Annotated in this window: 17 protein-coding genes; 6 read left to right on the top strand and 11 right to left on the bottom strand. The window is 61.0% G+C overall.

Annotated elements, in window-relative coordinates:
* Positions 1-29 precede the first annotated feature (29 nt).
* Complete coding sequence (locus ACODTO_RS03205) at positions 30-905, top strand: helix-turn-helix domain-containing protein (RefSeq protein WP_139645870.1); 876 nt, start codon at positions 30-32, stop codon at positions 903-905.
* Positions 906-981: 76 nt separating this feature from the next.
* Here the strand turns inward: ACODTO_RS03205 and ACODTO_RS03200 are convergent, their stop codons facing one another.
* Positions 982-1,389, bottom strand: coding sequence for an HPF/RaiA family ribosome-associated protein (locus tag ACODTO_RS03200; RefSeq protein WP_047699635.1), 408 nt, complete (start codon positions 1,387-1,389; stop codon positions 982-984).
* Positions 1,390-1,874: 485 nt separating this feature from the next.
* On the opposite strand from ACODTO_RS03200, the gene ACODTO_RS03195 reads away from it, so the two are divergent.
* Positions 1,875-2,186: a DUF3509 domain-containing protein gene (locus tag ACODTO_RS03195; RefSeq protein ID WP_139645868.1), complete on the top strand. Its 312-nt coding sequence runs from the start codon at positions 1,875-1,877 to the stop codon at positions 2,184-2,186.
* Here the strand turns inward: ACODTO_RS03195 and ACODTO_RS03190 are convergent.
* Complete coding sequence (locus ACODTO_RS03190; RefSeq protein WP_041022371.1) at positions 2,183-2,683, bottom strand: phosphate-starvation-inducible protein PsiE; 501 nt, start codon at positions 2,681-2,683, stop codon at positions 2,183-2,185. The genes ACODTO_RS03195 and ACODTO_RS03190 overlap by 4 nt on opposite strands.
* 355 nt (positions 2,684-3,038) lie before the next feature.
* Between ACODTO_RS03190 and ACODTO_RS03185 the strand changes: the two genes are divergently transcribed.
* Complete coding sequence (locus ACODTO_RS03185) at positions 3,039-3,302, top strand: YebG family protein (protein WP_139645866.1); 264 nt, start codon at positions 3,039-3,041, stop codon at positions 3,300-3,302.
* Positions 3,303-3,350: 48 nt separating this feature from the next.
* On the opposite strand, the gene ACODTO_RS03180 is transcribed toward ACODTO_RS03185, so the two are convergent.
* Positions 3,351-4,739: an aminotransferase-like domain-containing protein gene (locus ACODTO_RS03180; protein ID WP_489105951.1), complete on the bottom strand. Its 1,389-nt coding sequence runs from the start codon at positions 4,737-4,739 to the stop codon at positions 3,351-3,353.
* A gap of 324 nt (positions 4,740-5,063) precedes the next feature.
* On the opposite strand from ACODTO_RS03180, the gene ACODTO_RS03175 reads away from it, so the two are divergent.
* On the top strand, positions 5,064-6,263 hold the full coding sequence (locus tag ACODTO_RS03175) for a benzoate/H(+) symporter BenE family transporter (RefSeq protein ID WP_464710431.1): 1,200 nt from the start codon (positions 5,064-5,066) through the stop codon (positions 6,261-6,263).
* 33 nt (positions 6,264-6,296) lie between these two features.
* On the opposite strand, the gene ACODTO_RS03170 is transcribed toward ACODTO_RS03175, so the two are convergent.
* Positions 6,297-7,316 carry a Glu/Leu/Phe/Val dehydrogenase family protein gene (locus tag ACODTO_RS03170; protein ID WP_041022375.1) on the bottom strand — a complete coding sequence of 340 codons (1,020 nt, stop codon included), beginning with the start codon at positions 7,314-7,316 and terminating at the stop codon, positions 6,297-6,299.
* 185 nt (positions 7,317-7,501) lie between these two features.
* Between ACODTO_RS03170 and ACODTO_RS03165 the strand changes: the two genes are divergently transcribed.
* Positions 7,502-8,305: a SirB1 family protein gene (locus ACODTO_RS03165; RefSeq protein WP_175361714.1), complete on the top strand. Its 804-nt coding sequence runs from the start codon at positions 7,502-7,504 to the stop codon at positions 8,303-8,305.
* Between the two features lie 136 nt (positions 8,306-8,441).
* Here ACODTO_RS03165 and maiA read toward each other — a convergent pair whose 3' ends face one another.
* From maiA to hmgA, 3 genes are read right to left on the bottom strand one after another with little or no spacing between them, the layout of a single operon-like run.
* Positions 8,442-9,083 (bottom strand): maleylacetoacetate isomerase, encoded by a 642-nt coding sequence (maiA, locus tag ACODTO_RS03160; RefSeq protein WP_139645858.1) that lies wholly within the window; start codon positions 9,081-9,083, stop codon positions 8,442-8,444.
* A gap of 10 nt (positions 9,084-9,093) precedes the next feature.
* Positions 9,094-10,398 carry a fumarylacetoacetase gene (gene fahA, locus ACODTO_RS03155; protein ID WP_139645856.1) on the bottom strand — a complete coding sequence of 435 codons (1,305 nt, stop codon included), beginning with the start codon at positions 10,396-10,398 and terminating at the stop codon, positions 9,094-9,096.
* Between the two features lie 3 nt (positions 10,399-10,401).
* Positions 10,402-11,706, bottom strand: a complete 1,305-nt coding sequence (hmgA, locus tag ACODTO_RS03150; RefSeq protein WP_139645854.1) for a homogentisate 1,2-dioxygenase — start codon at positions 11,704-11,706, stop codon at positions 10,402-10,404.
* Between the two features lie 117 nt (positions 11,707-11,823).
* Here hmgA and ACODTO_RS03145 point away from each other — a divergent pair, with 117 nt between their 5' ends.
* Entirely contained in the window at positions 11,824-12,621 is a 798-nt protein-coding gene (locus ACODTO_RS03145) for an IclR family transcriptional regulator (protein WP_139645852.1), read from the top strand.
* Here the strand turns inward: ACODTO_RS03145 and ACODTO_RS03140 are convergent.
* The 4 genes from ACODTO_RS03140 to ACODTO_RS03125 form a co-directional block, all read right to left on the bottom strand.
* The gene (locus tag ACODTO_RS03140) at positions 12,610-13,311 is read right to left on the bottom strand and encodes a hypothetical protein (protein ID WP_489105950.1); all 702 of its coding nucleotides are present in this window, start codon (positions 13,309-13,311) and stop codon (positions 12,610-12,612) included. The two genes, ACODTO_RS03145 and ACODTO_RS03140, sit on opposite strands and share 12 nt — an antisense overlap.
* Before the next feature lie 243 nt (positions 13,312-13,554).
* Positions 13,555-16,107 carry a helix-turn-helix transcriptional regulator gene (locus ACODTO_RS03135; RefSeq protein WP_489105949.1) on the bottom strand — a complete coding sequence of 851 codons (2,553 nt, stop codon included), beginning with the start codon at positions 16,105-16,107 and terminating at the stop codon, positions 13,555-13,557.
* Between the two features lie 301 nt (positions 16,108-16,408).
* Complete coding sequence (locus ACODTO_RS03130; RefSeq protein WP_139645846.1) at positions 16,409-17,776, bottom strand: DUF1329 domain-containing protein; 1,368 nt, start codon at positions 17,774-17,776, stop codon at positions 16,409-16,411.
* 22 nt (positions 17,777-17,798) lie between these two features.
* A complete protein-coding gene (locus tag ACODTO_RS03125; RefSeq protein ID WP_139645844.1) occupies positions 17,799-19,592 on the bottom strand; it encodes a DUF1302 domain-containing protein in 1,794 nt (597 codons plus the stop codon).
* Between the last annotated feature and the right edge of the window lie 337 nt (positions 19,593-19,929).

Genomic DNA, 19,929 nt, shown 5'->3' with positions numbered 1-19,929 from the left:
AGGATGCAAGGCGTTGGAGATAACCGATCATGCCCACACTGCAAACCCTGCAAGTCTTTCAAGCCCTCAACAGCTCGCCCAATGCCCGTCTGGAGCACAGCGCCGAGCTCGGTGACGGCATGGCGGCCGCCTTGTGGACCAATCATCATGACGCCCGGGACTACGACGCGCCGACCCACCACACGCTGTCCTGCTACATCGCCGGCGGCACCGGTACCTTTCGGCGCGAGCGGCCCGACACGCTCGGGGCCCCCGACAAACTCTGCGTCCTGCCGGCGGACCATGAGTCGGCCTGGGTCATCAACGGCGACATTCGCCTCGCTCACCTGTACTTCAGCGCCGAACAGTTCGCCCTCGGTTGCGTCACGCTGCTGGATCGCGAACCCCGGCAAGTGCAACTGCGTGAGGCGACGTTCCTCGACGACGAGCAACAGGCACAACGCTTTCGTCAGTTGATCGCCTTGAACTGGGACGAACCCGGCGAACGCCTGCTGACCACCAGCCTGGCCCACGAACTGCTCAATCACCTGCTGCTCAGCCAGGTCGGCCAACGCCAGGACCTGCGCCTCAAAGGCGGGCTCGCCGCACACCAACGCCGGTTGCTGGTGGATTACATCGACAGCCATCTGGCCGACGCTATCAGCCTCGGGCAATTGGCGGCATTGTGTGCGCTGTCCGAATACCACTTCGCCCGGATGTTCCGCGAGAGCTTCGGGCTGCCACCCCACCAGTATGTGTTGGCGAGGCGCCTGGCACAGGCGCGGCACCTGCTGCGCCACACCTCACAACCCTTGGGCGACGTGGCACTGGCTTGCGGGTTCGCCAGCGCCAGTCACTTCACCCACCGTTTCCGCCAGGCATTGGGGGCGACGCCTGGGGAGTATCGGCAGGCCTTCTTGCGCTGATGGTGCTTGCCAACGAAAAACGGGCCTGCAATTGCAAGGCCCGTTTTTTCAGTTGGGATTAAAGGTAAACGCAACTTCAGCCGTGACGTGCGGCTCGCTCGTTCTCCAGGAATTCTTCTTCCAGCATCGCATCGGCCAGGGCCACGGATTCGGTCTGGACCGCAGCGGCGCGTTTGCCACGCAACTTGCCGAACAGATGTTCCAGGGCATTTTCCAACTTCGTCGACGCGCCCTCGATCGCTGCCTCCAGCGAACCGGCCTTATGCGTCACGGAAATCGGTTGATGGCCCTTCGGCCGGGCTTCGATCTGGCAGCGCAGATCATGGGGACCAGGCTTGGCGCCGTTTTCATCCCCCAGATGGACTTCGACCCGAGTCAGGTCTTCCTCATAACGTTCGAGCGTGCTTTCGATGGTAGTACGTACCCACTCCTCCAGTCGGATGCTGCTTTGAATATGGTTATCACTGTTGACTTGGATTTGCATAGTTCATCCCTTATTTCGGCTAGCTCGCCAGGGGCCTGTCGACGTTGGCGTAACGGCCCCTTGAGTACAGAGTCGGGCTGCCCGAGGAACAATTCAAGCCCTTTAAAAAGATAAATATTCATTTGCAAATAAAGCCGGACAACAGGCAAAAGCGCTGTTAATGTCGGGAGTTTCCTCGCCCCGCCATCTTTCGCGATTTGCGCCCCGCACCGCACCGTCAACGAACATCCCGCCCCGAAACGGGCAGTCCCTGGGGTCCCGTTCCAGAGCGTCGCGAGCTGTCTCGCCGCGAACATTGACCGACAGTTTTTCCGGCATGCCCCTTGCTATCGTCTTATTGCAGCGGCCAGAGGCTGCAATCTGCTGATGGTTGCTTGCACTCAGCGATGGAACACGATCATGGAATGGCCGATGGTCCGGTATTGCGAACTAATCCCGATCAAGGCCGGTCAACAACTGCACGTTCAATCAGGCGGTGACGCATCATGGACAACCCTTTTCAGATCATTACCGACGCTTTTGCGCCGCAGTATCAAATCAACCTGAGCATCCAGGGCCTCGACGGCAGCATCATGCTGACCCTGTCCCGGGCCGGGCGGATCGTCGCCAAGCGCATGATCAGTGCCCAGCAGCGCAACGATCCGGAACGGCTCAAGCGCCTGGTGCAAAGCATTCAGTTCGGCATCGCCATCGAACAGGGCCACAGCGCCGTGGCGATCCTTGAAGCCATGACCGGCGGCGACAACGTCAAGCTGCCACCACCGCGCACCCAAGGACCGGCCTCCGCCAGCCTTTAGATTTCCCCTTTTTCTATTTCTGCATGCTCGCTGGAGCCCGCGCCGACCTTACGGTGCGGGTGCTCGATCTTCACCGACGGGAACTGCGACGACGCGTAGCGAACCACCAGGATCGAGAATGCCAGCAGCAGGATTCCGCCGCACAGGTAGATGATCCCCAGGTCCGGCGGGCTGTGGTGGGAAACGTTGGAGATCAGCAGGCGGGTCAAGGCGGTGATGGCCACGTAGATCAGAAACCGTACTGGCATGTGGTTGGTCTTGAAGTAGATCCCGACCATCGCGCCCAATTCCAGATAGATGAACAGCAGCAGGATATCGTCGATCTTGATGTGCCCTGCCTCGATCATCTGCAAAAACTCCATGACCGCCGCCCATGCGGTCACCGCCCCGATGGCGAACAGCGCCAGATAGTGGAACGTCTCGACGAACAGGTTGCCCAGGGACTCGGCCAACTGATGGACGTTCTGGCGCAGATTCTCGGCCCAGTTGATTTTCACGATACGGTTTCCTTAGGTCGACTCGACCGAATGATGCGGGTTGGACGTGACGGTTGTTCTGCATGCAGAAAAAAGGCCAGCGCCGTGAGTGAGATGGCGAAAGGCTGGCAACCGACACGTCCTCCCCACGACAAACGCCGAAACCGGTCTACATTAAAAAGCCACTACCCAAAGAGAAAGGATTCGCTTATCCTCCGGGCTGTATATAAATACAGTATTCGCAGATTACCGGTTTGAAGGCGCACGAGGCGGGACCGACCGTCGCACCTCACAGCCGTGATGCTTGGATTTTATAGATTCCGCAGCCTGGCTTCCCATGCTTGCGGCAGACATGCAAACAAACGAGAGGCCAGCCATGGCTGTTGAGATTCTGTACCGCAGTACACGTGATTTGGAGACTACGTTTTTGGACCGTAAGCTCGCTGATGCCCATGACCAGATGCTCGAACTGGCGGAGGTGCTGACCACTGTTCTGATGAAGAACGTGCAGGGCCTGAACGAGAAACAGGCTGAGGATGCGAGCATCTTCATGGCAAAAAACAGAGCGGCGTTTGCAGCCGCGTTCAAAAGCAACGCAGCCGCCCTCGGGGAGCTTCTGGGTACCGAAGAAAGCGAGTGAGGCCGTTGCCGACTGCTCAATGCAGCGTGAGGTCCAGCCTGGGGCGACTCAATAGTAACGGCGTGGATCGGAATCGATCAGGCTGGCCAACTTTGTCAGGGCGAAACGCAGCTCGTCCTGGCTGGTAGGGGACATCAGCACCACCCTTACACTTCGGCTAGTCCCGGAGCGTTCAGCCTGGAACTGCGAGCCACTGAGTACCAGTACGCCGTTGGCCCGGGCCAGCATCGTGAATTCGTCGCCGGTCCACGGTTCGGGCAGCGTCAACCAGACATGGTACGCATAGGGCTGGGCCTTGAGCTCGAAGTTGGCAAAGACTTCCCGAGCAATCGCTTGCCGCCCGGCGGCTTCATTGCGCTGGATGCGGATCAGTTTCTTGTCCAGGCCCTCGGTGATCACATTGCTCGCCAGTTGCGCGGTCAACGGTGACGGCATCCAGACACTGCTGCGCACCATCGAGGTCAGCCGTGACAGCAGTTTCGGCGGGCTGTAGAGATAACCGACCCGAAGCGCCGGCATGACCGCCTTCGACAGACTGGTCAGGTACACCGACCGGTCCGGCGCAAAAGCCGACAGCGGTCTGGTCGACGGATCGGTGGCGAGGAAACCATAGATATCATCGTCCAGGATGATGAAGTCGAACTCCTCGGCCAGCGCGGCAATCTGTGCCCGACGCTTTTGCGACATGATCGCCGCCGTCGGATTCTGGCAAGTCGCCACACAAACCAGCATCGCTGGTTTCTCTCGCAAACACAGTTCACGCAACGCTTCGGGGATGATGCCTTCGTCATCCATCGACACACCGCGCAGGCGGCGTTCGAGGCCATGGGCCAGGGAAATGATGCCCGGGTAGCAAAGCGCCTCGCAGAGCACCAGGTCGCCAGCGTTGGTCAGCGCGCTCATCGCGACCATCAAGCCATGCTGGGCCCCGGCGGTGATCACCACTTGCTGCCATTGCGCGTCGGGCAACGAATGACGCAGCCACTGCGCGCCTGCTTCACGATGGGCCGGGTGACCACCGTCCGGGGCGTAATCCAGGGCGCCGGCAAAATCGGTGCTTTTTGCCATGCCCACCAGCGCACCGCGCAACCAGTACTCCAGGGTTTCGCTGGAAGGCTTGATGATCGAGAGATCGAGCAGTTCGGGCTGCCCCAGGTTCAACGGCGCGGCGCCATGAGTTGTCGGCAGGTCCAGTTGCTGCTGGCTGAGCACATACGTGCCACGCCCCACCTCACCTTGCACCAGCCCACGTCGATGGGCTTCGCCATAGGCCCGGCTGATGGTGCCCGGCGTGACATCCAGGGCATTGGCCAATTCCCGCAGGGTCGGCAAGCGGTCACCCTCGCTCAGCACCCCATTACCGATGTCGCGTGCCAACGCATCGGCAATTGACAGGTACATCGGCTGGTTGAACTCGCTTAGCTGGGGAATCCACATGAATGATCGCCGCCCCTCGTAGAAATGATGAATTTGCGAGCATATCACATCGAGGCGAGGCCATTAATGATGGGAACAATCAAGGAATTGAGTCGATTGATTCGATATCCAATCCAAAACCGGTTCTCAAAAGACAACGCATTGAAAATTAATATACATATAAATCATATAGTTAATTGAAAAAAACAGCAGAACGCTGCGAAACCTATCACCGAACCATTGAATCAATTCAATTCATTCAAATACACTCATCCAGAATCGATTCAATCGATTCAATCAATCCCTGATCAACTGCACGCTCCTGCCGTGCCAAGTCGAGACATCATGGCCACACTCAGAAAGGATCTATCCCTGTCAGCGATCATCGCGGGCTTTATCGCCGTGATCATTTCCTACGCCGGCCCCCTCATCATCGTGTTCCAGGCAGCCAAGGAGGCACACCTGGCCAACGATGTGGTGTCCTCATGGATCTGGGCCATTTCCATCGGCAGCGGGATCACCGGCCTGCTCCTGAGCTGGCGCCTGCGTGTTCCTGTGATCACCGCATGGTCGACACCGGGCGCGGCCTTGCTGGTGTCGATGCTGCCGACCGTCACCCTGCCCCAGGCCATCGGCGCCTATGCAGTGGCGTCGCTGATCATTGCCGTCGTGGGTTTGTCCGGCGCGTTCGACAAACTGATGAGTCGCCTGCCCAAAGCCATCGCCGCCGCCATGCTCGCCGGCATCCTGTTCCGCTTCGGCGCAGAGCTGTTCACTTCGATCAAACTGCAGCCGGCGTTGGTACTGTCGATGATTGCGGCTTATCTGCTCTGCAAGCGCTTTTCGCCGCGCTACGCGATTCTGTCGGTGCTGGTGGTCGGCTGCGCGATGGCCGCCGCGTTCGGAGAACTCAACAGTGGTTCGATTACCATCGAGGTGGCCCATCCGGTCTTTATCGCCCCTGAATGGAGCTGGCACGCAATCATCAACATCGGCCTGCCATTGGCGCTGGTGACGCTGACCGGCCAGTACGTACCGGGCATGGCCGTGTTACGGACCGCGGGCTACAACACGCCGGCGCGCTCTATCATTTCGGTCACTGCAATTGGCGCGGCGCTGATGGCGCCCTTCGGCTCCCACGGTTTGAACCTGGCGGCCATTACCGCAGCGATCTGCACCGGCCGCGAGGCCCATGAGGACCGCGACAAACGCTACATCGCCGGCATCGCCTGCGGGGTGTTCTACATCCTGATGGGCACCTTCGGCGCAACGCTGGCCTCGGTATTTTCCGCACTGCCGAAAGAACTGATCGCCTCCCTCGCCGGCCTCGCCTTGTTCGGTGCAATCAGCGCAGGGCTGACCGGAGCCATGGCCGATGAAAAGCAGCGGGAAGCAGCGCTGATCACCTTCCTGGTGACCGCATCGGGCATGAGTTTCCTGGGGCTGGCCGCCGCATTCTGGGGCCTGATCTTCGGTCTCGTGGCGCATTTCGTGCTGACCCATACCCGGCAAGCCAAAACCGCCGTCATCGCCGCGGGCAACTGATCATGACGGTTCGCGGTGCGCTGCGAGCCGTTGTTAGCGATACAGCAAACGCTCCGCCAATTCATCCGCCACCCGGGCTGGTGAGCGTTTCTCCGCCTGGGCATGGGCAAAGACTTCCGTGAGCCGAGCAGCGATTTTCGACAGGTGAGCGGTGATGGTTGGCAACTCTTCGCCGCGATGCTTGAGGGCGACGTAGATCAGGCCGCCGGAGTTGATCACATAGTCCGGCGCGTAGAGAATCCCGCGCCTTTCCAGTTGATCGGCCACTTGCAGGTTGCTCAACTGGTTATGGGCCGAGCCGGCCACGGCCGAGCAACGCAGTTGCGCCACGCTATGGCTGTTGAGCACACCGCCCAGGCCGCAAGGAGCAAGAATGTCGCAAGGGGTGCTGAGCAACGCATCGTTGGCAATGGGATGGGCGCCCAATTGCTCCATTGCCAGTTGCACCTTGCCGGGGTCGATGTCGCTGACCAGCAGTTCGGCACCGGCCGCGTGCAACTGTTCGGCCAGGGCGTACCCGACATTGCCCAGGCCCTGGATCGCCACGCGCAGGCTTTCAAGGTTATCACTGCCCAGCCGGGCCATGGCCGTGGCACGAATGCCGGCAAACACGCCCATCGCCGCGTGAGGTGCCGGGTCTCCCGAGGCGGTGGTACTGGTGACATGACGGGTCTGTTGGGCGATGCAATCCATGTCGGCCACCGAGGTACCGCTGTCGATGGCGGTGATGTACCGGCCATCCAGTTGCTCGATGCAGCGACCAAAAGCTTCGAACAATGCGGCCCGGCTTTCGACATGGGCCGGACGCATGATCACCGCCACCCCGCCGCCCACGGGCAGCCCCGCCAGGGCGGCCTTATAGCTCATGCCTTGGGCCAGGCGCACGGCATCGACCACGGCACTTTCATCGTCGGGGTAGGACAGATAACGACATCCGCCCAAGGCTGGCCCTGGGCGGCTGCTATGGATGGCAATGACCGCCTTCAACCCTGTTGTCGGGTCCACGCTCAAGTGCAGCGATTCAAGGCGGGAGCTTTGCATGAGCGCAAACATCGACAGGCTCCCGAATCACTTCTGTTTGTTTCGCCAGTATAGGCGCGTAGCTGAAATTTGCTGGAGCACGCCGGAATAAGTCGCCTCAGCTGTCAGTCTTTTCGGACATAACCGTTGCCGCCTCTCTCTGATACTGGACGAAAGCCCGTGGCAGGGCTAAAACGAGGCAATGTCCGGAGAGTGTGATGAAACCGCGCCAAGCCTTTTTTGAATGTCTGCACCGGTCGCCTGCTGCGCTGTTCGAAGCGGCGCTTTGGATCGCTGCCGAGCATGATCGCGACGTCGACATACCGGCCCTGCTGAGGGACTTCAGGGATCTGCAACAGCGGGTCAGCCATGACCTGCCGTTGCTGCCCGTCGCTGAGCTGGGCCAGCCCTTGTTGCGCTGCCTGAATGACCTCGGGTTTGCCCAGGACGATTTCACGCCCCTGCGCCCGCGTGTAGCGTTGCTCGACAAAGTGTTGGCCAGAAAGCGCGGCCAACCGCTGGCTCTCGCCCTGATTGCCCTGGAATTGGCCCGAGGCCTGGAAATACCGATGGTCGGGGTCAATTTCCCCGGTCACTTCCTGCTCCGGGTGCCCGGTGCCGATCACCTGCTCGACCCATGCGGCGGCCGTCGGCTGTATCCCAACGACTGCCGGGAACTGTTGCAGCGCCAATATGGTTCGAACGTGTCGCTCAAGGCTGAACACCTGGCCAGCGCCGAACCGCTGCAGATGCTCCAGCGCCTGTCACGCAATCTCCGGCAGTTGCATCTGACGAACGACGAGTACATCGACGCGCTGATCGATGCTGAACGGGTGCTGGAACTCGGCAACGCCAGCGCCGCCGATTATCTGGCCCGCGCCAGCCTGTACCAGCGGCTCGACTGCCCCAACGCCGAACGCTTCGACCTGGAACATGCGCTGATGCTCAGTGATGACCCGATCCAGCGGATCCGGCTGACAGAACGGCTGGGGCATCTGCCGCCGAATTCGATTGTGCATTGATCTGCAGAGAGGCCGGCGCCCTGATTGAATGTCAGGCCGCCATTGCGAGCAGGCTCGCTCCCACACGGGACGGTGTAACGCGAACCATGTGGGAGCGAGCCTGCTCGCGATGGCGTCAGATCAGCCACCCTTGATGTCAGCTGGCAGGCGTGTCCACCTGATGAGCCGGATGCGCCCGCTGGAACGCGGCATGTGCAGCTGCCAGCGCCGCAACTCGACGGATCCGTGGATAACCTTGCAAGGAAACGTTGAAACGCTCAGCCGCGTACAACTGCGGGATCAGGTAGACATCTGCCAATCCTGGCGCGGGGCCGAAACAGTAGCCCTCGTCACCGATCAACTGCTCCACCGCCGCCAGCCCCTGGCTGATCCAATGCCCGATCCACTCCGTCACCTGCGTTTCATCGTGCCCCCACTGTCGCAGCTTGTTGAGCACGCTGACGTTGTGCAATGGGTGGATATCGCAACCGATCAGGGCGGCGACGCCGCGTTCATGGGCACGCACCGCCAGGTCAGGATTGAGCAGCGGCACCTGTGGATAACGCTCCTCCAGGTATTCGATGATGGCCGGCGATTGCACCAGCAGCGCCCCCTCGTCGGTACGCAGCGCCGGTACCCGCCCTTGCGGGTTGATCGCGAGGTAAGTCGGCTGACGATGCTCGCCTCCCGGCGGTGCGATCAGGTTGACCGGCACGGCACGGTAATCCAGGCCCTTGAGTGCCAGGGCGATGCGCACCCGATAAGACGAAGTGGAGCGATAGTACGTATAGAGTTCCATGCCCTGTCCCTCAACGCGCCGGCAGGATCTTGCCCCGGCATTCGCCAAAGCCGATGGAGGCGACGCCCTCACGGCTGCAACGGGCCCGCAGGATGATTTCGTCGCCATCCTCGAGGAACTTGCGCACTTCACCGGACGCCAGCTCGATCGGCTTCTTGCCGCCCTCGGTGATCTCCAGCAAGCTGCCGAATTGACCGTTCTCCGGGCCCGACAAGGTGCCCGAGCCGAACAGGTCGCCGGCCTGCAACTGGCAGCCATTGACGCTGTGGTGCGCGACCATCTGCGCCACGGTCCAATACATGTAGCGGGTGTTGCTCAGGGTCAGGCGATGGGCCGGCAGGTTCCGCTCACGCATGGCTCCGGTCAGCAGCAGGACTTCAAGCTCGATATCAAAGGCGCCGCCGTCCTGATCGCGCTTGTCCAGCAGATACGGCAGCGGTTGCGGATCGCCTTCAGGCCGCGCCGGTTGAGGGCGACGGAACGGTTCCAAGGCTTCAGCCGTCACGACCCACGGCGAAATGCTGGTCAGGAAACTCTTCGACAGGAAAGGCCCAAGCGGTTGGTATTCCCAGGCCTGGATATCCCGCGCCGACCAATCGTTGAGCAGGCAGAACCCGCCAATGTGTTCAGCGGCATCACCGATGGCGATGGGCTCGCCCAGTGCATTGCCCTTGCCGATCCAGATCCCCAGCTCCAGCTCGTAGTCCAGCCGCGCGCAGGGGCCGAAAGTCGGTTCACTCTGGCCGGCGGGCAGGGTCTGGCCCTTGGGGCGGCGTACATCGGTACCGGACGGGCGGATGGTCGAGGCGCGACCGTGGTAGCCGATGGGAACGTATTTGTAATTGGGCAACAGCGGGTTGTCGGGGCGAAACAGCTTGCCGACATTTTGCGCATGCTCGATGCCAACGTAGAAGTCGGTGTAGTCGTTGATTTTCGCCGGCAGGTGCATCTGGCAATCCGTCGCCAGGGGAAGCATCTTCGTCCCTTGGGCCAGGATCTGCTCGCGTTGCGCACTGTCTTCGCCCAACAAGGCCAGCAGTCGTTCACGCAAGGCCACCCGGGCATTGCGACCCAGCTCGAAGAATGCGTTCAACTGGCCGCCGCTCATGGCTTCGACGGCTTCGCGCGCTGCGCCATCGAACAGGCCTGCCTGCAGCGCGGCCTGCAAGTCGAACACATGATCGCCAATGGCAACACCGCTGCGAGGAGCGTCGCCGTTCACGCTAAAGATCCCCAGTGGCAGATTTTGCAGAGGGAAATCGGCATGGCCGTTGGCAGAGGCAACCCAGCTACGGGCAGGGGAAACTTGGGTCATGGATTATCTCCGGGTCGGGTCGAACGTGACGGGCAGCGAAGCCCAACAGGCATCGTAGTCGGTTTGCAGTTGCGGGCAGTCCAGTGCGAAACGGCTCGGGCGCAGCACCTGGCTGGTTTCGAACATGAAGGCCATGGTGTTGTCGATTTTCACTGGTGTCAGCTCGGCGTTGATTGCCTTGGTGCAGGTTTCACCGTCCGGACCGTGGGCGCTCATGCAACTGTGCAAGGAGGCACCGCCCGGCAGGAAACCCTCGGCCTTGGCATCGTAGGCGCCCTGGATCAGCCCCATGAATTCGTTCATCAGGTTGCGGTGGAACCAGGGTGGACGGAAGGTCTTTTCCGCCACCATCCAGCGCGGCGGGAAGATCACGAAGTCGAGATTGGCCAGGCCGTGGACGCTGGTAGGCGAGGTCAACACCGTGAAAATCGAAGGGTCCGGATGATCGAAGCTGACCGTGCCGATGGTGTTGAACCGGCGCAGGTCGTATTTGTACGGCACGTTATTGCCGTGCCAGGCCACGACGTCGAACGGCGAATGATCCAGTTCGCAAGCCCACAACTCACCGAGGAATTTCTGCACCAGCGTGGTCGGCTGAGCGAGGTTTTCGTAATGCGCGACTGGGGTCAGGAAGTCCCGCGGGTTGGCCAGGCCGTTGCTGCCAATGGGACCGAGATCAGGCAGGCGCAGCGGCGCACCATGGTTCTCAGCGAGGTAGCCACGGGCCTGCGGATCGAGCAGCTCGACGCGAAACTTCAAGCCGCGAGGCAACACGGCGATTTCCAGCGGTTCAAGTTCCAGCCGCCCCAGCTCGGTGACGATCCGCAATCGCCCCGACTGCGGCACGATCAGCCATTCGCCGTCCGCATTGAAGAACACCCGCTCCATGGAACGGTTGGCACGGTAGTGGAAGATGCTGATCCCGGCGGGCTTGTCCTGGCCGGCATTGGCGGCCATGCGCACCAGCCCGTCGATGAAGTCGGTGGGGTCGGCGGGGATGTCCAACGGGTTCCAGCGCAGGCGGTTGGGGGTGACCTCGCCCAGCGCCCCGCCGGCCAGTTGGCGTTCCAGCTTGACGAAAGCCGGATGGTTGGCCGATGGCCGGATGCGATACATCCAGGTGCGCCGCGCCTCGCTGCGCGCCATGGTGAATGCCGTACCGGAAAACAATTCGGCGTAGAGACCGTAGGGGGCCTTCTGCGGCGAGTTCTGGCCGGCAGGCAGCGCGCCAGGCAGCGCTTCGCTGGCAAATTCGTTGCCAAAGCCTGATTGGTACGCCAGCTCAGACGCTGTGGAATCGAGGTTCATGGAGCCTCCTGAACACCTGTTGTTTTTATCGTAATTCGATTACGCATAACGTAATTTGCTCGACAGCGACCGTCAAGCTATAAAGACGCCCATTCGCCCTCCGGATCCAGTGCCTCCATGGAAACCCCGCTCAATAACGGCAAACAGAAAGTCCGCTCGGCCGAAGTCGGCACCGACATCCTCAAGGCCCTGGCCGAACTCTCCCCCTCCACGTCGCTGTCGCGCCTGGCCGAACACGTGCAGATGCCGGCGAGCAAGGTCCATCGGTACCTGCAGGCCTTGATTGCCAGCGGGTTCGCCGAGCAGAACACCGCCACCAACCATTACGGCCTGGGGCGCGAAGCCTTGCGGGTGGGCCTGGCGGCGCTGAACGGCATGGACGTGCTGCAAGTGGCCGCCCTGCCCCTGGCGGAACTGCGGGACGACTTGAACGAAACCTGTTTCCTGGCGGTGTGGGGCAATCACGGCGCGACCGTGGTACGGATCGAGCCCGCCGTGCGCGCCGTGACTGTGGTGACGCAACTGGGTTCGGTGTTGCCGCTGCTCAGTTCGTCCACCGGACTGGTGTTCAGTGCCTATCTGCCGGAGCGCGAGACTATCGGGCTGCGAGAACAGGAGGTGGCGGCCACCGACACTCATGCACTGGCTGACGACCACGCCTATGCCACCCTGTGCGAACAGATCCGCGGTCGGGGATTGCATCATGTGCATGGCTTGCTGATGCCAGGCGTGGACGCCTTGTCCGCGCCGGTCTTCAATGCCGTCGGCCAAGTCACGGCCGTCATGACCATCGTCGGCCCGACCTCGCTGTTCCATGCCGACGAAAATGGCCCGGCGGCCCAACGATTGTTGGCGGCGACCCGGGCCGTGAGTTGGCGGATGGGGTATGAGTCCGGCTCAGGATCAGCTCAGTAAGTCCGGAACCATTCTGATCAGTAAATCGTTGATATGCGCGGTGGTCAGCTGTGGATGCAGGTGCTCGTCGCTGCCACTGAAGGGGACGGCATGAATGGCCTGGTGACTGCCGTGCGAGTGGTAAGGAATTTCATCCTGCTCGAAATGGCCCAGCAGGTATTCGGCCAGTTGCTGAGAGGAAGACACCACGCGCTTGCCGAAGTCATGGGTGACGAAACTGGTGACGTAGACTTCATCGAGATTTACCCCGGGCAAATGAATGTCCAACGCCCCGCGAATATCCTCGACCGTCAGACGCTTGATCGTGCGCCAAGACAGATCCATTGAAGGTTTTTCGGCAAGGCTTGTCACGATCTCCATGACAATGCGTTCGAACTCGATCAGATCCAGAGCCTTTACCCGGTCTTCGGCAGCAAAGGAATAACGCTTGCTGAAGACATTACTGAGTCCTTGCGTGTAATGAGGCAGTACTTGTTCTTCGACGCAACTCAGCGCGACATCGAACAAGGTCTCGGAAGATTTGACCTCTGCGCTCGAAACATTGATCAGTGTTGTCAGGTAGTTGGCATGGGGATTGATCCCTCGCGCCTCCAGCGACTGGCCCAACAGTACCCGCACGGCAAAATCCACACGGGTTTTCTTGAGCGTAAAAAGCCTTTCAGCGTGAGAGGAAAACAACGGCATATTCATAAGCATCCTTGTCTTGTCATGTATTCGAACTTCCTGTTCGATTGATCATTGATGTTCACCCAAGCAGGGTTCAACGAATAAAGCGACCGGGTAAAACAACCCGTGCAACTTCACCAGGGCCGTTATACACCAGAGCCCCCGCTTATCGTGAAACGGCAAATGTAAGCATGCGTGAGGAGTTGCAAACAGTTATCTCAGGCAGTGCCTACCTTGCAAAAAACAACCGGGCTTCTAATAGCGGAACTAACCCATGACACCCATGACCTTGGCCTTCGCCACCGCCTGGGTACGTCGCTGCACGCCTAACTTGCTATGTATCCGCCGCGCATGGGTTTTTACCGTGTGCAGCGAAATGAACAACCGTTCGGCAATTTGCTGATTGGAATGGCCTTGGGCAATCAGCTCCAGAACTTCCAACTCTCGCTGACTGAGCAAGGCGCCTTCGGCAATGACCGTCGGCTGTCCGACGGGCTCCGCCGACTGTGCCCAACGCATCAGTTCCGGCTGGCGCAAGCGCAGCTCACACAGGGCCTGCTGCGCGCGCCAACAGGCGACTCGTTCCAGACCTTCCTGCATCAGGACACGGGCCTGGGAATGCTCGCCGGACAGCCAGACGACTTCGGCCAAGGCCAGATACAGCTCGGTTTCCAGTCCTTGCATTCCACAGCGTTGCGCCTGGGCAATCATGTCCCTCAACCGGCCCTGCGGATCTTGCGCCCGCTGCAGGTAGACCTCGGCCAGTACCAACAGGTATTCAAGCCGCGGAATCAATTCCAGGGTCGCAGGCGGCGCGTGCCTGGCCTGTGGGCCGCGGAAATGTCGCAAGACCCGGGTCAAGGCTTCATGGGCCAGTTCCGGGCGGCCTTGCTGCAACCAGAACTGGCAGCTGGTCTGCAGCAACACACCACGGTATACGGTGTCGGGAATGTGCCGCTGCTGCATGACCCGCTCGGCTTCACGCAGTTGCACGAAGGCTTCGCCGTAGTCGCCCTGGTTGGCGGCCAGACTGGCCTTGCCGAGAAAGCCGTAGAGCACTTGTTTGTCCTGACAGTGAAGACTCGTCTCCAGACCCGTTTGAAACTGCTCCGCAGCCTGCTCTGCATACCCCATGCGCAATGCCAGGCGCCCGCGCCGCAGGGCAATGCGCCCCAGCAACGGAGAAAAGTCCTGGCCTGGCTTATCCAGCAGCCCCTGCACCGCACTCAACAGATGGTCGGCCCGGTGAGGCGCGCCGCGCTGCTCCAGCACTTGGGCGTGATCCAGCTCCAACACCCCCTCGAACACCAGCGAACCCTGTGCACGCGCCAGGCACAGCGCCTGGCGGTTGATCCATTGGGCCGACGCCAACTCGCCCCTGAGCAACGCCTGTTGTGTCAGCCCCGACTGGCACAGCAGTCGTGAAGCCCAGGCCTCCGGATCCAAGCTGTTCTGGGCCTGGATAAAATGTTCGCTCGCCTGATCACCCTCTCCTGCCAGGTGCCGCAACCAGCCACTGAGAACCTGCCACCGGGCAATCAACTGGCGCTGCTGGCAGGCCTTGGATTGGGGGGCAAACCTGGCCAGTTGCTCGATACACGCCGATGCCTGATCGAAACGACCGGCGAACAGCAGCGCGGCCGTGACCAACCCCACCGACTGCGGCGTACCCAGTGCCAGCGCTTCACCCTGTCGATCATGCAAACCCAGTAACAGCGCCACGTTGCGACCTTGCAAGACATGCTCGAAGCTCAGGTGCTGCAGAACACTGACGGCGGCCTCGAACTCTTCAGCCAACATTGCCTGCTCGAACGCCATCGGCCAATCCTGCTCGGCCGCGAACCACTGGCAGGCCCGTCGATGCCAGGAGCGCCCTTGGGGCCAGGGTTCCTCACGCACCAGCCGGGCCAGGGCCGGGAATATCTGCAACCAGTCCGAGGATTGCTCCCACGGCTCGATAAAGCATCCCAGATCCTGCAACAAGGGAAGGCATTCCGCTCCCACGGTGTCACCGAACAGATGCTCGCACAGCCGCGCATTGAAGCGCGGCAGATGGGCCAGCACGCGCCAGGCCTGTGCCAGGTCCGGGGTCAACGCGCTGAACAATTCGTGCTCCAGATAATCGAGCAAGGTACCGGGGCGTCCCGGCGATGCGTGGCGGCGCGCCCACTCGCAACGCTCGAGCAAGGCGATGCGCACACCGGCGCACCAGCCGCCGCTGCGCTGTATTACCTCGCGAGCCGTACGGATCGCCAGAGGGCCAGGCAGATGACCGAGCAACGGCTGAATATCGTCAGGGCTGAACACCAGCGCCTTCGCATCGAACTCGTGCAGCTCGTCATCGAGCAACAAGCGCAACCAGTTGCAATGTGGTCGGCGACGGCCATTGAGCCACAGGTGCAGCGCCGGGCTGCTGGCGTTCAGCAGACGGTCAAGGAACTGGTCCAGTTCGGGATTAGGTACTCGGCAATAATCATCCAGGAACAACCAGGTCGGCGTCTGCAAGCGCGCCAGATGGGACAACAGCGCCGCCTCCTCCATCACCGGCAGCCCGAGGGTCTGCGCCAGTTGCTCGCACATCTGCTTCGCATCCAACGCCGCGCCCCCCAGCGGCAGCCAGTGCAACTGGCATCCGGCGGGAGCCTGTAGAAAACATTCGGCAAACAACGCGCTCTTGCCACTGCCCGCCGGCGCGCAGAGCAGTTTTATCCGAGCTTCGGAAGTGAGCAACGGCTCGCTCAGGGACCGACGTGGCACATGCGTCGAGGACAGGCGAGGCAGCAATCCAGGACGATCCGGACACGGGGTCATGGCGGTCATGTGCGAGAGTCCCTTTTATTGTTGTCTCACCACCCTAGCCCTGTGTCGCCAACCTTTGGAGAAGTATTCAGCGCGCTGATCGCGCGCCATAAGAAAACGACCGGAAAGATGTTCTTGTGGCGAGGGGATTCATCCCCGCTGGGCTGCGTAGCAGCCCCAACACAGGCGACTCAATCAGCCTGATACACCGAGTCGTAGGGTTTGGGGCCGCTGCGCAGCCCAGCGGGATGAATCCCCTCGCCACAGATCATCCCCTCACCGCAGATAAAATCCCTCGCCACAATCAGAAGGCCATCGAGGCTTACCGAACCCCGCTCGAGCGCAGCGCCGCCGGCGTGTAGTCGGCTGCCCTGGCCTCGAAACCATACTCGTAGCTGTGCTTCTCTTCGTTCTTCATGCCCAGCGCAATGTAGCGGCCGGCGATGATGTCGTAGAGCGTCTCGAGGGTATAGGCGGGGTTCTGGTGGTCGTAATAGAACTGCGCATGTCCTTCGGCCACACGCCACAGTTGACCACGACCGTCGTAGTGATCCACCAGCGCCGCCTGCCAGCTGTCTTCGTCGAAGTACATGTGGCGCTTGGCATAGATGTGCCGCTCGTTGGGCTTGACCGTACCGATCACTTCCCAGACCCGGTGCAACTCATAGCGGGTCAGGTCCTGGTTGATGTGGCCGGCCTTGATCACGTCGTCGTACTTGAGGTTGGGTGAGTCGAGCTTGTAGCTGTTGTACGGAATGTACATTTCCTTCTTGCCGACCAGTTGCCAGTCGTAGCGATCCGGTGCACCGGAGAACAGGTCGAAGTTGTCCGACGTGCGCAGCCCGTCAGCGGCAGTACCCGGGCCGTCGTAGGCCACCTGAGGGGCACGGCGCACACGGCGCTGGCCGGCGTTGTAGATCCAGGCCAGGCGCGGTTCCTTCACCTGATCGAGGGTTTCATGCACCAGCAGTACGTTGCCGGCCAGACGTGCGGGGGCGGTGACTTCCTGCTTGAAATAGGTCAGCACGTTGCTGGCTTTTTCCGGATCGGCGTCCTTGATCAGGGCCGGCACAGCGGCCTCCTCTTCGAAACGGATCGGCGTAAAGCTGCCGTTGGTCTGCGGTGTCGCCTGGGTGATGATGCGTCGCAGGTTGCCACCGTGATAACGGGTGATGTGGTTCCAGATGACTTCCACACCGTTCTTGGGAATCGGAAACGCGTAGTAGCGGTTACCGGTGAAATTGGCCAGGCCGTTACCGTCGTTGATCGCGGTGACATTGAGCGCACTGCGCTTGGCCGACTCGTAGATTTCCGGCGGCAGCCCAACGCTGCGATGGGTCGGATAGACCGGGATCCTGTAGGTCTCCGGGTAGCGCTTGAACATCGCGACCTGGCCTTCGGAAAGCTTGTCCTTGTACTTGTCCACCGTCGCGGCGGTGATGATGAACAACGGCTTCTCATTGGCGAACGGATCCGCCAGGAAACCTTTGCTGTCCACGGCACCGGCGTTTTTCGGAATACCACCGGTCCAGGCCGGGATCGAGCCATCGGCGTTACCGGCTTTCTCCGCACCCAGCGGCGTCAGGCTGGTGCCCAGTTTGTTCGCCTCGTCCGGCGAGACCGCCGCCATCACGTTTGCGGCCAACAGGCTCAAAGCCAGGGCGCCGCATTGCAGGATCATCTTGCGCATAGGTTTTTCCTTGTCAGCCAGATCAGAAGTTCACGCCGAAGCTCAACGCGAGGAAGTCGCGATCCTTGAGGACGTTGTAGTCGCCGCCGAAAAAGTCGGTGTAGCTCAGGCTGGCGGTGTAGGTGTTGCGATAGTCGGCATCGACGCCGAGGCTGACGGCCTTGGCGCCCTCGTTGAACAGACCGTTGGGACCGTAGCCGGCCACGTCATGGGACCAGGACATGTTGGGCTTGAAGTTGATGCCGGCGATGACGTTGGAGTAGTCGAGGATCGCCCGGGCGCGATAGCCCCATGAGGTCGAGGTGACGAAGCCATCGGTGTCACCGTTGAACCCATATTGGCCGTAGACCGAATCGCGGCCGTAACGCAGCTTGTCCTTGGACTCCAGCCCGCCGACATGCACCACCGCCGCCTCGCCCACCAGGGTCAGGCGGTCCGCGCCCAACACCTGATCGAAGAAGTGCGTCATGGTGCTCTGGATCTGGGTGATTTCCTTGCGGCGATAGCCGGTGTTGTCGGCGCCGGCCCTGGTTGCAATCGGTGAGGCTGCTCCACCGGCAATCGGATTGAGCAAGGCCAGGGTCAAGTCGTTGGTATTGAGCTGTACCGGAGCGTTGGGGCGATAGCTGATTTCACCGGTCCATGCGGTGCCGGTGGGCAGCGTGGTGGAGAAGCTGGCACCGTACAGATGGATGTCTTCGGGGTATTCCAAGTAGTACTGACCGCGACCTAGCATCACGCTTTGCGCCAGGCCCGCACCGCTGCCCGGAGCCAGACCGTTGGCAATCGCAACCATTCCCGGCAGAGCCGCCAGGGTTGAAGCTCCCGCCGTCGTGGTACCGACCGTAGGCGTGCGACTGTGGTAGTTCATGAAGTACAGACCGTACTCGGTGTCATCACCAAGCCAGCGCAACGCCGTGCCCCACTGGCCGGAGTCACGGGCATCACGGTCGCCGCCACGAGGAATGACCACGCCTTCGCTGGACACCTCGATCCCCTGACCGAACGCCTGGGTCAGCGGTACGAACGGCGCGATAGCCGGGCTGCCCACGGTATAGCCACTGGTGCAGCCATCCGCTACCACGTCATTGCCGAAGAACGTGCCGCAGTTGTCGACCACCGTCTGGTCCCACTCCAACTGGTAGAAGCCCTCGATGGTGAGCTTGTCGGTCAGGCCTTGGGAGGCGAACAGCATGTTCACCGGAATCAGGCCTTCCTTGATCTCGGCACCCGGGCGACGGAATGCGGACACGTCCACCGGGTTGATGCTGTTGATGGAGTTGCCGATGAAGGTACTCTCCCCCCAACTGACCACCTGTTTGCCGGCACGCACGGTGCCCGGCAGATCGGCGATGGAATAGTTGTGATAGACGAAGGCATCGAGAATCTCCGCCCCTGAGGACTTGGCGCCCTCCTTGCGATTACTGTCGCTGATGTCCTTGAACGGACGGCTTTCGTCCTTCAGCTCGAAGTCATACCAGTACTTGCCACGCACGAACACGCCGGTATCACCGTACTTGAGTTCGAGGTCGTGCAGCCCCTTGAAGATCTTCGAGAAGGTCTCGCCCTTCTTGAAATTCAGCCGCCCATCATCACCGGTGGAAGCTTGGCCCCGACCGCCGTTGACCGTGCCGATAAAGTCCTTGTTGGCATCGCTCATACCCCAGCTCGCGCCCACGGACAGCGAGGAGTCGAACTGGCCTTCGATCTCGCCAATGTTGAATGAGACAGCCTGAGCCTGGGCACAGCAGCCCAAGGCCACCGCAACGGCCAGCGCCTGCGGCTTGAAGATGGCGCGCATTGTTATTGTTGTCATGCGTCTTCCCCGGTGAGTGACAGAGACTTCACCCTACTGCCGCCCGTCATGGGCGATAAGCGCACCAAGGAGGTATTCACGTTGTCGCTCGAAAGGATGATTGCCCGCACAAGACGGGGCTTTGCACACGCCATGGATGGGCTGGATAGTGGCCCATCAGTGCAATGCATGTTCGGCGCTTCGTTTCGACTGTTGCGCGCGCCGTAACAGTGCATGTCCGGATCCGGTCTGTTTCCCGATACGCCCGATCCCTATGCTGGCCGGGCTTTCAGGGTAACGGGCCTGCAAGCACCCGCCATGGCATCCCTCACGCCTGGCGCACCGTCATTCGGATGGA

Source organism: Pseudomonas sp. FG13, assembly GCF_057809755.1.
This window is presented reverse-complemented; position numbering and strand designations above follow the sequence as displayed.

Bases quoted from the DNA above. Each gene is read 5' to 3' on its own strand.
- ACODTO_RS03205 (WP_139645870.1), top strand. From the start codon at position 30: ATGCCCACACTGCAAACCCTGCAAGTCTTTCAAGCCCTCAACAGCTCG.
- ACODTO_RS03200 (WP_047699635.1), bottom strand. From the start codon at position 1,389: ATGCAAATCCAAGTCAACAGTGATAACCATATTCAAAGCAGCATCCGA.
- ACODTO_RS03195 (WP_139645868.1), top strand. From the start codon at position 1,875: ATGGACAACCCTTTTCAGATCATTACCGACGCTTTTGCGCCGCAGTAT.
- ACODTO_RS03185 (WP_139645866.1), top strand. From the start codon at position 3,039: ATGGCTGTTGAGATTCTGTACCGCAGTACACGTGATTTGGAGACTACG.
- ACODTO_RS03180 (WP_489105951.1), bottom strand. From the start codon at position 4,739: ATGTGGATTCCCCAGCTAAGCGAGTTCAACCAGCCGATGTACCTGTCA.
- ACODTO_RS03175 (WP_464710431.1), top strand. From the start codon at position 5,064: ATGGCCACACTCAGAAAGGATCTATCCCTGTCAGCGATCATCGCGGGC.
- ACODTO_RS03170 (WP_041022375.1), bottom strand. From the start codon at position 7,316: ATGTTTGCGCTCATGCAAAGCTCCCGCCTTGAATCGCTGCACTTGAGC.
- ACODTO_RS03165 (WP_175361714.1), top strand. From the start codon at position 7,502: ATGAAACCGCGCCAAGCCTTTTTTGAATGTCTGCACCGGTCGCCTGCT.
- maiA (WP_139645858.1), bottom strand. From the start codon at position 9,083: ATGGAACTCTATACGTACTATCGCTCCACTTCGTCTTATCGGGTGCGC.
- fahA (WP_139645856.1), bottom strand. From the start codon at position 10,398: ATGACCCAAGTTTCCCCTGCCCGTAGCTGGGTTGCCTCTGCCAACGGC.
- hmgA (WP_139645854.1), bottom strand. From the start codon at position 11,706: ATGAACCTCGATTCCACAGCGTCTGAGCTGGCGTACCAATCAGGCTTT.
- ACODTO_RS03145 (WP_139645852.1), top strand. From the start codon at position 11,824: ATGGAAACCCCGCTCAATAACGGCAAACAGAAAGTCCGCTCGGCCGAA.
- ACODTO_RS03140 (WP_489105950.1), bottom strand. From the start codon at position 13,311: ATGAATATGCCGTTGTTTTCCTCTCACGCTGAAAGGCTTTTTACGCTC.
- ACODTO_RS03135 (WP_489105949.1), bottom strand. From the start codon at position 16,107: ATGACCGCCATGACCCCGTGTCCGGATCGTCCTGGATTGCTGCCTCGC.
- ACODTO_RS03130 (WP_139645846.1), bottom strand. From the start codon at position 17,776: ATGCGCAAGATGATCCTGCAATGCGGCGCCCTGGCTTTGAGCCTGTTG.
- ACODTO_RS03125 (WP_139645844.1), bottom strand. From the start codon at position 19,592: ATGACAACAATAACAATGCGCGCCATCTTCAAGCCGCAGGCGCTGGCC.